Source organism: Actinospineispora acaciae DSM 45401, from assembly GCF_000620785.1.
GTDB lineage: Bacteria > Actinomycetota > Actinomycetes > Mycobacteriales > Pseudonocardiaceae > Pseudonocardia > Pseudonocardia acaciae.
The window spans coordinates 626,686-640,934 of sequence record NZ_JIAI01000003.1 but is presented as its reverse complement, the minus strand read 5'-3'; the positions used below and the strand labels follow the sequence as shown (position 1 = coordinate 640,934).

The window sequence follows — 14,249 nt, the reverse complement described above, 5'->3', positions numbered from 1 at the left end:
TCGGCTCGTTGCGGACGGCTCAGGCGTTACGGACTGCTCAGTCGTCGCCGTCGTCGGACGGGTCGTCGGGGGTGGTTCCGTTGCGGGCCTTGACGGAGGCCTTGGCGCGCGAACGGCGCTGTGCCGGACGTGGGGCAGGCATCGGCATCTGCGGCGGGTGCCCGCCCGGACCCCGGCCCAGGATGAGCTCGGCGAAGGTGGCCATCGCCTCGTCCAGCTGGCCGGCGTTGCGCCGCTCGGACTCCTGGTTGGCCTGCCGCACCAGCGTGGACAGGGAGTCCTTGTCCGGCCGGTTGTCCAGCGTCTTGTCCAGCGTGTCCAGCCGCTTGGTGACCTCCTCCAGCCGGTCGGCCAGGGAGTCGAGCCGGTTGGCCAGCGTGGTGAGCTGGTCGGTCGGGTCCACGGCGGGGCGCTCGGCGAGCGCGTCCAGCTTGCCGCTCAGCCCGGTGCCGGTGTCGCCGATGAAGGTGTGCAGCTCGGTGCCCGTCTCGCCGATCAGGTTCTGCACCCCGGCGCCGTTCTCGCTGATCAGGGTGCGCAGCTCGTCGCCGGTCTGCTGGGTGGTGCGGCGCAGCTCGTCGCCGTTCTTGCGGGCCTCGTCGCGGGCGCCGTCCAACTGCTGGCGGAACTCCTCGTCCAGCTCGTCGAGCCGCCCGCGCAGCGCGGTCTCGGCGTCGCCGACGCGCTCCTTGACCGGGCTGGTGATCGCGCCGGGCAGCCCGTCAAGGCGCAGCTCGTGGCGGTCCAGCCGGTTGTCCAGGTCGTCGAGGCGCTTGTGCAGGCCGCCGAGCTTGTCGTCCAGCCCGTCCATCCGGCCGACCACGCCCTCCATCCGGCCGGCCACCCCGTCCAACCGGCCGTCGAGCTGGGCGAACGGCTTGGCCAGGCGGTCGACGAGCGCGTCCACCCCGCGCGCCACCGAGGCGATCGAGGCGTCCTGCGCGTCGAGCTTGGCCACCGTCTCGTCCAGCCGCTCGGCCAGCACGCTGACCTCGGTGCGGTCGGGCAGTTCGGCGAGCCGTTTGCGCATCGAGCCCAGCGCGTCGAGCGTCGCCAACCGCGCGTGGATCTCGTCCAGGGAGTCGAAGATCTGCTGCTGCTCGCTGTCCCGGATCTCGGCGGCACGCATCAGCATGCTGCGCATCCGGTCGAACGACATGGTCTGTTGATCACTCAAGGCGCTGACGCTTTCGTCGAACGGTTAGGGGGAGCTGAGCAGTCACAAGAGTATCGAGTAGCGCAGCGTCACCCGCATGGGTCGGCGGTTCCTCTTGCATCACCCGAAAGAAGGGGAGTAATGAGCGCTAGGGTCACCCACGTGACGCAGATCCCGGTCCCGCTGACCGCAGAACACGTCCGTACTGCGCCAAAGGTGCTGCTGCACGATCACCTGGACGGTGGCTTGCGGCCGGCCACCGTGGTCGATCTCGCCGAGTCCAGCGGGTGGTCGCTGCCCACCACCGACGTCGATGAGCTGGCCGGTTGGTTTGCCGCGGCGTCCGGTTCCGGCTCGCTGGAGCGGTACCTGGAGACCTTCTCCCACGCCGTCGGCGTCCTGCAGGATCGGGACGCGCTGGTCCGGGTGGCCGCCGAGTGCGCCGAGGACCTGGCCGCCGACGGCGTGGTGTACGCCGAGGTCAGGTTCGCCCCCGAGCAGCACGTGGAGCGCGGGTTGTCGCTCGACGACGTGGTGGAGGCGGTGCTGGAGGGCTTCCGGGTGGGCGCCGAGCGCGCCGCGGGCGCCGGCCACCGCATCCGGGTGGGCTGCCTGCTGACCGCCATGCGGCACGCCGCGCGGTCCCGGGAGATCGCCGAGCTGGCGGTGCGGTACCGGGACGACGGCGTGGTCGGCTTCGATATCGCGGGCGCCGAGGCCGGCTTCCCGCCCACTCGGCACCTGGACGCCTTCGAGTACATGCGCCAGCAGAACGCGCACTTCACCATCCACGCCGGCGAGGCGTTCGGGCTGCCGTCGATCTGGGAGGCGCTGCAGTGGTGCGGCGCGGACCGGCTCGGCCACGGCATGCGCATCGTCGACGACCTGGAGGTGGCGCCGGACGGGTCGGTGCGGTTGGGGCGGCTGGCCGGGTACGTGCGGGACAAGCGGATACCGCTGGAGATGTGCCCGACCTCGAACATCCACACCGGGGCGGTGGCGTCGCTGGCCGAGCATCCGATCGGGCTGCTCACCCGGCTGCGGTTCCGGGTCACGGTGAACACCGACAACCGGCTGATGTCGCGGTGCAGCATGACCAGCGAGCTGACCGACCTGGCGCACACGTTCGGCTACGGGTGGGCTGACCTGCAGTGGTTCACGGTGAACGCGATGAAGAGCGCGTTCATCGGGTTCGACGAGCGGCTGGCGCTGATCAACGACGTGATCAAGCCGGGGTACGCGCCGCTCATCGGCTGACGGCCGCCCCGCCGGGTGTGCTGGAAACCCCGACTCGGTGTGCCGGGAGCCCCGACTCGCGGGTGGGTTGGGTTACGGGCGGTGGAGGCGCCTTGTGAGGGCGGTGGTGAGGGTGGTCCAGCGGGTGGCTTCGGCTTCGAACGGTGGGCTGGGGGTGAGGCGGCTGGGGTCGGGGCGGAGGATGCAGGAGACCAGCCAGCCGAGGCTCTGGGACGGGGCCAGGGCGATCGCGGCGCTCTCGTCATGTGCCCAGGCGCCTACGTCACGCAGCAGCTCCACGGCCAGGTCGAGCTGGTTGGGGTCGACGGCGGCGGGGCCTTCGGCGATGTCCTCGCCCAGGCCGGCGAGCTGGTAGGCGTTCTGCGGGTCGACCTCGATCTCCAGCTCGCGCTCGACGGCCTTGGTGACCACGTCGGGCCAGGTGGACGCGCGGGTCAGGTCGTGGTCGTCGGCCCCGGCGTCGGCCAGGTGGCGGGCCAGCGCGCGGACCGAGCCGAACACGTCGATCCGGCCCTCGGCGCCGAGGAACAGCGGCCGGTCGTCGAGGTAGCAGCGCAGCGTGTAGAAGTCGCCCTCGTCGGTGCTGATCATGATGGGGTCGATGCCGACGTCCTCCCAGAACCGGGCGGCCTTGCTGAGCGGGGCGTCGCGCTCGACCGGCCGGTCGTGGGTGGCGCGGGGGGCGGGTTCGCGTTCGGGTTCGGACGGGAGCGGCTCGCCGGTCTCCTCGGCCAGCTCGCTGCGGGCGGTGGCCAGCGCGTCCTCGTCCACCTCCGGGACCTCGACCATGCCGTCCAGCGCGTCGATCACCTCGTCCCACCTGGCGGCGATCACCTCGCCCAGCTCGGTCCACAGCTTGCCGCCGTCGCGGCCGGTGAACAGCCACTTGCCGCGCTCCAGCAGGGCGAACCCCTCGGCGGAGTTCAGCACGTCGTGCACGGAGTCCAGGCCGCAGGTGTCGGCCAGCGAGCGGACCAGCGTGGTGATGCCGGCCAGCTCGCCGACGGTCCAGGTGTCCGGTTCGTCGGCCACGATCTCGGGCGCGCCGACCAGGTCGTAACAGTTGTCCTCGTCGGGGACCAGCTCGGCCACGGTGAGCTGGCGCACCAGCGGCCACGCCGGGTGGTCGGTCAGGTCGTGCTCGGCCACGGTGCGCACGTAGGCGGCGAGCGCGGGCGCGTCCGGGAAGGCGTGGATCGCGTCCTCGTCGCCGAGGAACCCCTCCCAGTCCTCACCCCCGTCGCGCCACCTCGGCGCCCACAGGGTGATCAGGTCACCGGCGGTCAGGGAGAGCTGGATCGGGACGATATCCGTGGCCACTGTTCTGTATGCCTCTCGGTGCGGTCGCGTCCGCAGGGTAATAGGGCCGCATGATCACCCGGACACGCCACCGGGCCGACCCCGCATGGGGCCGACCCGGGTATGGAACCGCGTGTCTCGGACGAGACGCCTCACGGCGAGGTGTGCAACCGCACCACGCCGACGCTGACATCGGTGAGCCCACCCTCGTCGAACTCGTGGCGGAGGCGATCCGCCTTCAAGGTGGCGGACAGGCCGTCGTACGGTCCGTGCGCGTCGACCTCGCCGGTCTGTGGGTCCACGGCTAGCACGATGTAGCCATCGCATTGTCCGAGTTGCTCCGCCGCGGCAACCAAGGCCGCGTTTGCAGGCGCGTTCTCCGGCACTCCGATCACCTCCTGACGACTGACTCTCAATGAGTACAGCGGCGGAGGAGCCGTGAGCGTGTCACTGTTTACCGGATACCACCCGTTCGGGTCAGGTTCACGGCTCACTGTGGGTGACTTGACTGCGGGGTGCTGATATGCGTCCGGGCCTATGCTCGATCGGGTGTACGGCACGATGGCATATCCGCAGGTGATCACGATTTCCCGGGTGTTGATCTCCGGTCGGTGAACCGGCCACCCCTGGCCGCACCCGAGGGGTCGCGGAACCCCCTGGTGGGCGCCAGGAACGCGTTTCAGTCAATCCCCGGCTCCGACCCCGGATCACGCAGATGAGGCACCTGACTTCCAGTTACGGCCCGACCGGGGCCTTTTGTGTCGACGGCCGGCGCCCGGAGCGTTGCTCATGCTCGATTCACCGCCGGTTAGAGCGTGTCCCGTGGATCTATGCCGAGCGAGCGGTGATCCATGTGGTGGCTGGCAAGGCGGAGGAGCCCCAGATACCGGTGTTGTATCTGGGGCGACGACAACGCCGCCAGGCGCCACATGGGCGCCGCGCAGCCGGCTGGATGATCCACGGGGCGCGCTCTAGCCTGCCGTGCATGGACTTACACGTGGTGGACCACCCGCTCGTCGCGACCTGGTTGTCCACCCTGCGCGACGCCCGTACCGACGACGCCGCCTTCCGGGCCGCCCTGCGCGAGCTGACCGGCATGCTGGTCTACGAGGCCTGCCGGGACGCCGCACTGGCCAGCGGCCCGATCCAGACCCCGGTCACCACGACCACGGGCCATTGGCTGGAGAAGCCGCCGCTGCTGGTTCCGGTGCTGCGGGCCGGGCTGGGCATGGCCGAGGCCGCGCTGGCCCTGCTGCCGCACTCGCGGATGGGGTTCGTCGGCGCGGTGCGCGACGAGCAGACCCACCGCCCGGTGCCGTACATGCAGTCGCTGCCGGACTCGCTGGTCGGCCAGCCGGTGGTGGTGCTCGACCCGATGCTGGCCACCGGGGGCACCCTGGTGCACGCCGTCGAGCTGGTGGTCGAGCGCGGCGCCACCGACGTCACGGCGATCTGCGTGCTGGCGGCCCCGGAGGGCCTGGCGACGGTCGAGGCGAGCGGGCTGCCGGTGCGGGTGGTCGTCGGGAAGGTGGACGAGCGGCTCAACGAGGCGAAGTTCATCGTGCCCGGCCTCGGCGACGCCGGGGACCGGCAGTTCGGCACCGTCTAGGCGCGGGCGCGCGCGTCGGCGGTGAGCCAGCCGGCGCTGCTGGCCACCATCGCCTTGCGGTACAGCTCGTCGGGGCCGTCCTCGGTCGGCGGCAGCAGCGAGCGCAGCTCCAGCGACACGAAGCCGTGCACGCTGGCCCACAGCGAGCCGGCGATGACCGCCGGGTCCTCGTCGCGGAACACCCCCGCGTCGATCGCCCTGCGCACCGCGTCCAGCAACGGCCGGAAGGTCGCCTCGGCCCGCGTCCGCGACTCGGGGCCCGGGGTGAACGAGCCACCCGCCGGCCCGAACATCACCTGGTAGAAGTGCGGGTCGGCCAGCGCGCTCTGCCGGTACACCACGCCGAGCGCCGCCAGGTCGGCGAGCGGGTCGTCCCCGGGCGGGATGGTGGCCAGCCGCCGCCCGAACCGTTCGAACGCCTCGTCGTACACCGCCCCCAGCAGCGCGGGCTTGCCACCGAACAGCGAGTACACCGCCGTGGTCGATGTCCCCACCTGGGCGGCCAGCTTGCGCAGGCTCAGCGCGTCCGGCCCCTCCTCGGACAGGGTCCGCACCGCCTGTTCGAGCAGCCGCACGCGCAGCGCCTCGTCGTGCACCTTCGGCCTGGCCATGCGGCGAAGGCTAACCCAGCGCCGACCCAGCGCCCGCCAGGTCAGTCCATCAGCGTCGCGGCCACCGTCGCCCCCAGCTCCCAGCACGCCTCCAGCGCCGCCTTGTCCGGCGTGCCCATGACCACGACCGGAGCGGCCACCCGCTTCCACTCCAGCCCGTCCGCGATCGACTCCACCGCCTTGACCGCGCCCTCGGTGCCCAGGTTCCCGTGCACGAACAGCCCGTACGGCCGACCCTTCGTATCGTCCAGGATCGGGTAGTACACCTGGTCGAAGAAGTGCTTCAACGCCCCGGACATGTAACCGATGTTCGCCGGCGTGCCGAGGATCAGCCCGTCGGCGCCCAGCACGTCGGACGCGGTGGCCGCCAGCGCCGCCCGCCGCACCACGTCGACCCCGGTGATCTCCGGGTCGGTCGCGCCGCGCAGCACCGCGTCGAACATCTCGGCGGTGGCCGGCGAGGGCGTGTGGTGCACGATCAGCAAGGTGGCCACGGTGGTCAGTGTGCCCGCGCCTCGGAACGGTAAACAGCCACCTCGCGAGCCTCCCGCGCCGCGTCCCACCCCAGCAGCGGAGCGATCAGGGACGCCACCTCCGGCGCCGCCTCGGCACCCCCGTCGCGGCGTTCGATGGCCAGGTGGCTGCGGCGGGTCAGGACGTCGGACAGGGTGGTGGCGCCCTCGTGCGTGACGGCGTACCGGAACTCGGCGGGCAGGTATTCGGGAGCGGCGGTCAGCGGCCGGGCGAGCGACGGGTCGGTGCGGGCGGGGGCGAGCACGGCGGGCAGCTCGTCGCCGTAGCGGTGCAGCATCCGGCGCAGGTGGCGTTCGTCGACGCCGTACTCGGCGGCGAGCAGCGGTAGGCGGTTGGCCACGCCGCGCCAGTTCGGGGCGCCGACCAGCGGGAGCGCGGCGGTGGGGGAGGGCGGCAGGGTGCGGCGCAGGGAGCGGGCGGCGGCGGTCACGGCGTCGGCGGCCATCACGCGGTAGGTGGTGTACTTGCCGCCGACCACGGTCACCAGGCCGGCCGGTTCTTCGATCACGGTGTGGTCGCGGGACAGCGCGGACGTGGCCCCGGAGGCGGCGTGCACGGGCGCGAGCAGGGGCCGCAGGCCGGCGAAGGTGCCGAGCACGTCCGAGCGGGTCAGCGGGCGGGCCAGGTACCTGTTGACGTTGCGCAGCAGGTAGTCGACGTCCTCGGGGTCGACGGTGGGCGCGGAGCGGTCGCCGTGGTACGCGGTGTCGGTGGTCCCGAGCAGCCAGTGGTCGAACCATTTGCGCAGGATGATGACGGAGTCCTCGGCGCGGGCCAGGACGCCGGCCGTCGAGTCGAACGCCTCGCGCGCGATCACCAGGTGCACGCCCTTCGCGGGGGTGACCTGGAAGGTCGCGGCGCCGGCCAGCGCCTGGACGTCGGCGGCCCACACCCCGGCGGCGTTGACCACCACGGACGCTGAGACCTCGAACAGCGAACCGGACGGCTCGTCGCGCGCGGTCACCCCGCGCACCCGGCCGCCCTCGGTCAGCACGTCGACCACCCGGGCGTGGCTGATCACCCGCGCGCCCAGGCCGGCCGCCGTGCGCGCCACCGCCAGCGCGTAGCGGGCGTCGTCCATCCGTCCGTCGTAGAACCGCAGCGCCCCGGTGAGGCGGGTCGGGTCCAGCCCGGGCGCGGCCCGCAGCGCGCCCCGGCGGGACAGGTGCCGGTGGTGCGGCACGCCCCGGCCCCGGCCGGCCAGCGCCATCAGGTCGTAGAGCGCGACGCCGGCGCCGATGTAGGGCCGTTCCCAGCGTTTGGTCAGCGGGAACAGGAACGGCTCAGGGGCGACCAGGTGCGGGGCCAGCCGGGTGATGGCCAGGTCGCGTTCCCGCAGCGCCTCGGCGACCAGCGAGAAGTTGAGCTGTTCGAGGTAGCGCAGGCCGCCGTGCATGGTCTTGCCGGAGCGCGACGAGGTGCCGCTGGCCAGGTCGCCGGCCTCCAGGAGCACCACGGACAGGCCGCGGGCAGCGGCGTCCAGCGCGACACCGGCTCCGGTGATGCCGCCGCCGATGACGACCACGTCGTGCCGTTCGGCGGTTGCGGCGGTCACCGCGGCGCGGCGTTGGGCGGGGTTGAGCCGGTTCGGCGGGTCGGTCACCGGTCCTCCCGGAGGCTCAGCATGGCGCGGCGGTGCCTCTCGTCGGCGCGGGTGTCGAGGCGGCGCACGGTCTCGGGGTCGAGGTAGCGCGGCGCGCCGACGGCCAGCGCGCCGGACAGGATTCGGGCGGCCTTCACCGCCATGGCGGTCACGGCCAGCACCTGGGCGGCGTTCTCGCCGAGCGCCACGATGCCGTGGTTGGCCAGGTGCACCAGCCGGGGCGGGGCGCCGTGTTCGTCGACGTGCGCGGCCAGGCCCCGGCGGACCGCCCTGGCCAGGGGGAGCCCCGGCTCGGCGTAGGGGACCAGCAGCGCGTGCGCGCCGCAGACCACCACCTGGTCCGGGAACAGGCTGCCGGCCACCAGGTCGGCGGCCCGGTCGGAGCAGAGCAGCGCGTTGACCGCCGTCGGGTGCGTGTGCCCGACCACCCGTACCCCGGGCAGGTCCAGGGCGAGCGCGTGCAGCATGGTCTCGATGGAGGCGGGCTTGCCTTCGTGGGAGGCGGCCAGCCGGGCGGAGAGGGCGGCCACGTCGTGGTCGTCCAGGGTGGGGTCGTCGACCAGCGCCAGCACCTCGGCGTGGTCCAGCCGCACCAGGTCGTCCTCGGTGATCCGGCCCAGGGTGGCGCCGCTGGCCTTGACCAGGAACGAGCCGTCGCCGAGCGCGGCCGAGGTGTTGCCCTCGCCGAGGATGGCCAGGTCGGCCGCCGGGTCGCCGAGCTGGTGCGACAGGCGTACCAGCCCGCGCCGCGCCTCGGCCACGTTCGGGCCGGTCACGCGGTATCCCGGGGCCACAGTGGGCGGGCGGCGGCGAGGTGGTCGAGGTAGCGGCGGTAGCCGTCGTCGTACAGCGGGCGGTGGGTGGGATCCGGGTCGATGACGTCCTCCGGGGCGGTCCAGGCCGATACGTCGAGTTCGTCACCGCTTGCGGCCACGATCACGGCGCCTCGGGCGCCCACCTCCGGGGTGCGGGCCAGCTCCAGCGGCACCCCGAGGACGTCGGCGAACACCCGCATCCAGGCCCGCGAGCGGGTGCCGCCGCCGCAGACGACCACCCGGCCGGTGCGGCCCGCCGTTTCGAAGCAGTGCCGGGCCGCGTACGCCAGGCCCTCGCACACCGCGCGCACCAGGTCGTGCCGGTCGGTGGTCAGCCGGACGCCGGTGAGCTGCCCGGACGCCGCCGGGTCGACGAACGGCGCGCGCTCGCCGGAGGTGGCCAGGTACGGCAGCGCCTCCACCCCGCGCGCGCCGGGCGGGCTCTCGGCCAGCGCCTCGCCGACGGCCTGCACACCGAGGCCGAGCACGCGCAGCAGCCAGTCCAGGGACGCGGTGCCGACCATCGCCGGCATGGCCCGCAGCCAGCGCCCCGGCTCGCCGGTGGCCACGTGGAAGCCGGCCGGCTCGCCGTCGGTGACCAGCCGGTCGACCCTGACCAGGCAACCGAGCGTGGTGCCGACGATGAGCAGCGCGTCGCCGATGTCGCGCAGGCCGCCGCCGAACGCGCAGGCCGGGAAGTCGAACGGGCCGGAGCTGACCGGCGTACCGGCCGGCAGGCCGAGCAGCGCCGCGCCCGATGCGGACAGCGGTGCGCGCGGCACCGGCCCCTGGATGGGTGCGAGCAGCTCGCGGCGGTGCTCCAGACCGGTCAGGGAGAGCACCTCGGTGCTGTAGCCGGTGCCGGTGCCGTCGCCGAACGGCATGGAGCTGTCCGACGGGTCGGTCGCGCGCACCCCGGTGAGCCGGCCGAACACGGCATCCTTGCAGTAGCCGGCGGTCGCGGCTGCATCCAGCGCGGCCGGCTCGTGACGGTCCAGCCAGGCCAGCAGCGGCGCCGGCGCGCCCGGGAACAGGGCGGAGCCGTTCACCCGGAACACCCGCTCGGTGACGCCGTCCGCGCTCCACTCGCCGAGCAGCCCCGCCGCGCGCCCGTCCAGCCAGGACATCGCGGGGCGGACCGGCCGGTGCGCCGCGTCGACCAGCCAACAGCCGTCGCCCTGGCCGGTCAGCGCGACCAGCTCCGGCCGTGCGTCGGCGCCCGTGTCCGCCAGCACGCCGCGCACCACCTCGCCGAGCCCGGCCAGCACCACCTCCAGGTCCTGCTCCACCGCGCCGTCCGGGCCGTGCGCGAGCTCCAGCGGCCGCCCGCGCACCGCCAGCGCCGCCCCGTCCGCGTCGAACAGCACCGCCTTGACCACCGACGTCCCCACGTCGACGCCCAGGCGCGCGCCCGTACTCACCGCGCCGGCACGGTCTGGCCGTAGCCGCCGAGCACGGCGGCCACGCCGTCGATCTCCTCGCGCGGCAGCAGGTTGGGCTCGCCGAGCAGCCGGGCCTGGTGGTAGAGCCGGCACACCCACTCCAGGTAGACGCTGCGCGAGTACGCCTTGGCCAGGCTGTCGCCGTACGTCGTCGCGCCGTGGTTCTGCATCAGCGCGCCGTACCTACCCTCCATGGCCCGCACGCTGTTCTCCGCCAGCTCCGGGCTGCCGAACCGGGCGTACGGCGCCACCCGCACCGGCCCGCCCAGCAGCGCGATCATGTAATGCACCGGCGGCACCTCGTCGAGCAGCACGGACAGCGCCGTGCAGTACAGCGGGTGGGTGTGCACCACGGCGGCGGCGTCGGTGGCCCGGTAGACGGAGGTGTGCATGGGCACCTCGGAGGACGGTTCGAGGTCGCTGTCCACCTTGTTGCCGTCCAGGTCGATCACGCAGATGGACTCCGGCGTGAGGTCCTCGTACGGGACCCCGCTCGGGGTGATCGCGATGTGCTGCCCGGAGCGGACGCTCAGGTTCCCCGAGGTGCCGACGGTCAGGTCGTCGGCCTGCATCCGGTGGCAGTAGTCCACCAGTTGGGCGCGTTCGTCGTGCAGCAGCATGTCGTCTGGTTCCCTTCCCTAGCGGGCACTGGCGGGTCGGCCGGCCACCTCGACCCGGACGTCGTACTCGTGAAGCGTGGCCAGCGTGTCGTCCGAGATCCCGGCGTCGACGATGATCGACTCGAACCGGTGCACGGGCAGCAGCCGGTGAATGGCGTTGCGGTTGAGCTTGCTGTGGTCGATGAGCAGGTGGCAGCGCTCGGACGCCTCGACCATCTCCCGCTTGACGGCCACGATCCGATCTTCCTGGTGGAACGCGTAGCCTTCGCGGACCGCCGACGTGCTCACGAACGCGGCGTCGAAGCGCAGCGAGCGGATGGTGTCCACGCAGATGGTGCCCAGGTAGGAGTCGTGGTGCACGTTGTAGTGCCCGCCCAGCGCGATCACCTGGACGTCGCGCACGGCCGCCAGCTCGCGCATCGCGGCCAGGTAGTTGGTGGCCACCGTGAGCGGCGTGAGCTCGGCCAGGTGCGGGATCATCTGCAGCGCGGTGGTGGAGTCGTCGAGCAGCACGGACATGCCGGGCTCGACGTGTCGGCAGGCGTGCTGGCCGATCAGCCGCTTGGCCTCGATGTTGGCCTTGGCGCGGAACTGGACGTTCGACTCGAAGGTGCCGCTGGGCTGGGCGGTGGCCACGCCGCGAGCCTTGCGCAGCACGCCCTGGCGCTGCAGCTCGTCCAGGTCGCGGTGGATGGTCATCACGGACACGCCGAAGCTTTCGGCCAGCTCCTGCGCGGACACCGAGCCGCTGCTCAGCACCAGGTCGGTGATCCGGGACTGGCGGCCCTCCGGGCTCAGCCGGCGCAGCTCCGCCGGTGAGTGGGGCGTAGACGGCGTAGACATAGCTCGGCACCTCCCACCGCTCGTGCCCACCAGCACCTGCGATGGGCATCACATCGCGTCCGGGCGGATACGTCAAGCTTGGATGTGAAAATCACGCTTGCTGATGAGATCTTCGGCGACAGGCGGATGTTCGTCACGCCAACATCACGTGAAACGACGTTAGCTACACATATTGACCTGAGATGTACCGCCGTCATACTGTGACGCCCAGCCTGGCGGGCGGTGAACCGGGTCACACCTGGCGCCCGCTGTCTGATCACGTGACTGGTGCGGTGGTAAGGAGCAGCGGTGCTCGGTTTCCAGGGTGACGTCCCGGCAGGGGATGTCGAGCTGACCCTGGTTCGCCACGGCCGCACCGAGTGGCACGCCGAGAACCGCTACGCCGGCGTCACCGACCTGGAGCTGGACGACGTCGGCCGCGAGCAGGCGCGCACGCTGGCCGCCTGGGTCCGTGAGCACCCGCACGACGCGGTGGCCTGCTCGCCGCTGCGTCGAGCCCGGCAGACGGCGGAAGACTCGGCGGCCGAGCTGGGCGTACGGCCGGAGGTCGTGCCGGAGCTGCGCGAGGTGGACTTCGGGATCGCCGAGGGCCGCACCCTGGCCGAGCTGCGGGACGACGAGCCCGAGCTGGCCGCCGCCTTCGTGACCGACCCGGTGCGCCACCCGTTCCCCGGGGCCGAGCCGCCGGAGCAAGCGGCCACCCGGGTCCGCGACGGGCTGCGCGCGCTGGCCGACCGTCACCGGGGCGGGTCCGTGCTGGTCGTCGGCCACAACACGGCGCTGCGCCTGGCGCTGTGCTCCTGGCTGGGCATCGCGGTGGCGCGCTACCGCGACGTGCTGCCCCGGCTGGACAACGTGGCGGTCACCCGGCTGCGGGTGGCCACGCCCACCGACCCGGACCGCCCGCCGGCCCTGCTGTGCCTGAACGCGAGCCTGACCCCCGAACCCGTGTCACCCCGGAGGCCCCGATGAACGTAACCCGACCGGTCGGCGCGCTGCCCCGACGTGACCTGCCCCGACGTGATCTGCTGCGCATGCTCGGCGTGGGCGGCGCGGCCCTCGGCGCGGCCAGCGCGCTGGCCGCCTGCGGCGTCGGCACCGGCGGCGGGCGGCGCAACGAGAACGGCGCCTCCCAGGTCACCGGCGGGTTCGACTGGCGCAAGGCGGCCGGCCAGGAGATCTCCATCCTGCAGACCCCGCACCCCTACCAGGTCGCGTTCCAGCCGCTGCTGGCCGAGTTCACCCAGCTCACCGGCATCAACGTGAAGGCCGACCTGGTCGCCGAGGCGGACTACTTCACCCGGCTGAACACCGAGCTGGCCAGCGGCGCCGGCAACTACGACGCGTTCATGACCGGCGCCTACTTCATCTGGACCTACGGCCCGCCCGGCTGGATGGAGGACCTCAACCCGTGGCTGCACAACGCCTCGGCGACCGCGCCGGACTACGACTTCGAGGACATCTACGTGGGCCTGCGCCGCTCCACCGCGTGGGACTTCAAGACCGGCAGCCCGCTGGGCACCGGCGGGCAGTGGGCCATCCCGTGGGGCTTCGAGACGAACGTGGTCTGCTACAACAAGGCCGAGTTCGACAGGCGCGGGATCAAGCCGGCGGACAGCTTCGACAACTTCATGCAGCTCGCCATCGACCTCACCGACCGCGCCAACAACCGCTACGGCGTGGCGTTCCGGGGCTCCCGCTCGTGGGCCACCATCCACCCCGGGTTCATGACCCAGTTCACCCGCGAGGGCTGCGTCGACTACACCCGCGAGGGCAGCAAGCTCACCGCCACCATGAACTCGCCGAAGGCGGTGGCGTTCACCCGCAAGTGGGTGGAGCTGGCGAAGAAGGCCGGCCCCACCTCGTGGACCACCTACGAGTACCCGAACTGCACGTCCGACCTGGGCGCCGGCACCGCGATGATGGTCTACGACGCCGACTCCGCGACCTACCCGCAGAACATCAAGGGCAACGCCGCGCAGGCCGGCAACCTGGCCTGGCACCCCGGACCGGCCGGCCCGGACGGCAGCTACGCCACCAACCTGTGGACCTGGTCGCTGGCGATGAACTCCGCGTCGAAGAAGAAGCTCGCCGCCTGGCTGTTCATCCAGTGGGCCACCGGCAAGCAGGCCCAGACCAAGGCCGTGCAGCGCGGCCAGCGCGGCTTCGCCGACCCCACGCGGGCGTCCGTGTTCAACGGCGCCTTCAAGCAGACCCTGGGCAACTTCCCCGGCTACCAGGAGACGTTCGAGCGGGTCATCGACACCACCGACATCAAGTTCACCCCGCAGAAGCAGTTCTTCAAGACCACCGAGGACTGGGCGTCCGCGCTGCAGGACATCTACTCCGGCCAGGACGCCAAGGCCCGACTGGACAAGCTGGCCGCCGCCAGCACCTCCGCCGTGAACAACCCGTGAGTGGTTAGCGTTGCTATGACAACGCTAACCACTCACGGGTCCT

14 protein-coding genes are annotated in these 14,249 nt (G+C 72.3%); 4 read left to right on the top strand and 10 right to left on the bottom strand.

Going from position 1 to position 14,249, the window contains the following annotated elements; genetic code table 11:
- Positions 1–37: 37 nt before the first annotated feature.
- Entirely contained in the window at positions 38–1,159 is a 1,122-nt protein-coding gene (locus tag N912_RS0119870) for a PA containing protein (RefSeq protein WP_037065416.1), read from the bottom strand.
- A 168-nt stretch (positions 1,160–1,327) separates the two neighbouring features.
- On the opposite strand from N912_RS0119870, the gene N912_RS0119865 reads away from it, so the two are divergent.
- The gene (locus tag N912_RS0119865; RefSeq protein WP_245645354.1) at positions 1,328–2,413 is read left to right on the top strand and encodes an adenosine deaminase; all 1,086 of its coding nucleotides are present in this window, start codon (positions 1,328–1,330) and stop codon (positions 2,411–2,413) included.
- Positions 2,414–2,485: 72 nt separating this feature from the next.
- Here the strand turns inward: N912_RS0119865 and N912_RS0119860 are convergent, their stop codons facing one another.
- Together N912_RS0119860 and N912_RS0119855 are read right to left on the bottom strand one after the other, a co-directional pair.
- Entirely contained in the window at positions 2,486–3,733 is a 1,248-nt protein-coding gene (locus N912_RS0119860) for a hypothetical protein (protein ID WP_028923785.1), read from the bottom strand.
- 131 nt (positions 3,734–3,864) lie between these two features.
- Positions 3,865–4,098 carry a hypothetical protein gene (locus N912_RS0119855; RefSeq protein ID WP_028923784.1) on the bottom strand — a complete coding sequence of 78 codons (234 nt, stop codon included), beginning with the start codon at positions 4,096–4,098 and terminating at the stop codon, positions 3,865–3,867.
- A 599-nt stretch (positions 4,099–4,697) separates the two neighbouring features.
- Here N912_RS0119855 and upp point away from each other — a divergent pair.
- Positions 4,698–5,321, top strand: coding sequence for a uracil phosphoribosyltransferase (gene upp, locus N912_RS0119845; protein ID WP_028923783.1), 624 nt, complete (start codon positions 4,698–4,700; stop codon positions 5,319–5,321).
- Here the strand turns inward: upp and N912_RS0119840 are convergent.
- The 7 genes from N912_RS0119840 to N912_RS0119810 are packed head-to-tail and all read right to left on the bottom strand — an operon-like array spanning position 5,318 to position 11,789.
- On the bottom strand, positions 5,318–5,932 hold the full coding sequence (locus tag N912_RS0119840) for a TetR/AcrR family transcriptional regulator (RefSeq protein WP_028923782.1): 615 nt from the start codon (positions 5,930–5,932) through the stop codon (positions 5,318–5,320). The two genes, upp and N912_RS0119840, sit on opposite strands and share 4 nt — an antisense overlap.
- A 41-nt stretch (positions 5,933–5,973) precedes the next feature.
- Positions 5,974–6,426 carry a flavodoxin family protein gene (locus N912_RS0119835; RefSeq protein WP_028923781.1) on the bottom strand — a complete coding sequence of 151 codons (453 nt, stop codon included), beginning with the start codon at positions 6,424–6,426 and terminating at the stop codon, positions 5,974–5,976.
- Between the two features lie 5 nt (positions 6,427–6,431).
- Positions 6,432–8,069: a glycerol-3-phosphate dehydrogenase/oxidase gene (locus N912_RS0119830; protein ID WP_028923780.1), complete on the bottom strand. Its 1,638-nt coding sequence runs from the start codon at positions 8,067–8,069 to the stop codon at positions 6,432–6,434.
- Complete coding sequence (locus N912_RS53210; RefSeq protein ID WP_051580487.1) at positions 8,066–8,845, bottom strand: class II aldolase/adducin family protein; 780 nt, start codon at positions 8,843–8,845, stop codon at positions 8,066–8,068. Before N912_RS53210 ends, N912_RS0119830 begins: the two co-directional genes overlap by 4 nt.
- Positions 8,842–10,305 (bottom strand): FGGY-family carbohydrate kinase, encoded by a 1,464-nt coding sequence (locus N912_RS0119820; RefSeq protein ID WP_028923779.1) that lies wholly within the window; start codon positions 10,303–10,305, stop codon positions 8,842–8,844. The genes N912_RS53210 and N912_RS0119820 overlap by 4 nt, the downstream gene beginning before the upstream one ends.
- Complete coding sequence (locus N912_RS0119815) at positions 10,302–10,946, bottom strand: class II aldolase/adducin family protein (protein ID WP_028923778.1); 645 nt, start codon at positions 10,944–10,946, stop codon at positions 10,302–10,304. Before N912_RS0119815 ends, N912_RS0119820 begins: the two co-directional genes overlap by 4 nt.
- Before the next feature lie 18 nt (positions 10,947–10,964).
- On the bottom strand, positions 10,965–11,789 hold the full coding sequence (locus N912_RS0119810) for a DeoR/GlpR family DNA-binding transcription regulator (protein ID WP_028923777.1): 825 nt from the start codon (positions 11,787–11,789) through the stop codon (positions 10,965–10,967).
- A 288-nt stretch (positions 11,790–12,077) separates the two neighbouring features.
- Between N912_RS0119810 and N912_RS53205 the strand changes: the two genes are divergently transcribed.
- Together N912_RS53205 and N912_RS0119800 are read left to right on the top strand one after the other, a co-directional pair.
- Positions 12,078–12,761, top strand: coding sequence for a histidine phosphatase family protein (locus N912_RS53205; protein WP_245645343.1), 684 nt, complete (start codon positions 12,078–12,080; stop codon positions 12,759–12,761).
- Positions 12,758–14,206 carry an extracellular solute-binding protein gene (locus N912_RS0119800; protein ID WP_051580446.1) on the top strand — a complete coding sequence of 483 codons (1,449 nt, stop codon included), beginning with the start codon at positions 12,758–12,760 and terminating at the stop codon, positions 14,204–14,206. Before N912_RS53205 ends, N912_RS0119800 begins: the two co-directional genes overlap by 4 nt.
- Positions 14,207–14,249: the final 43 nt, after the last annotated feature.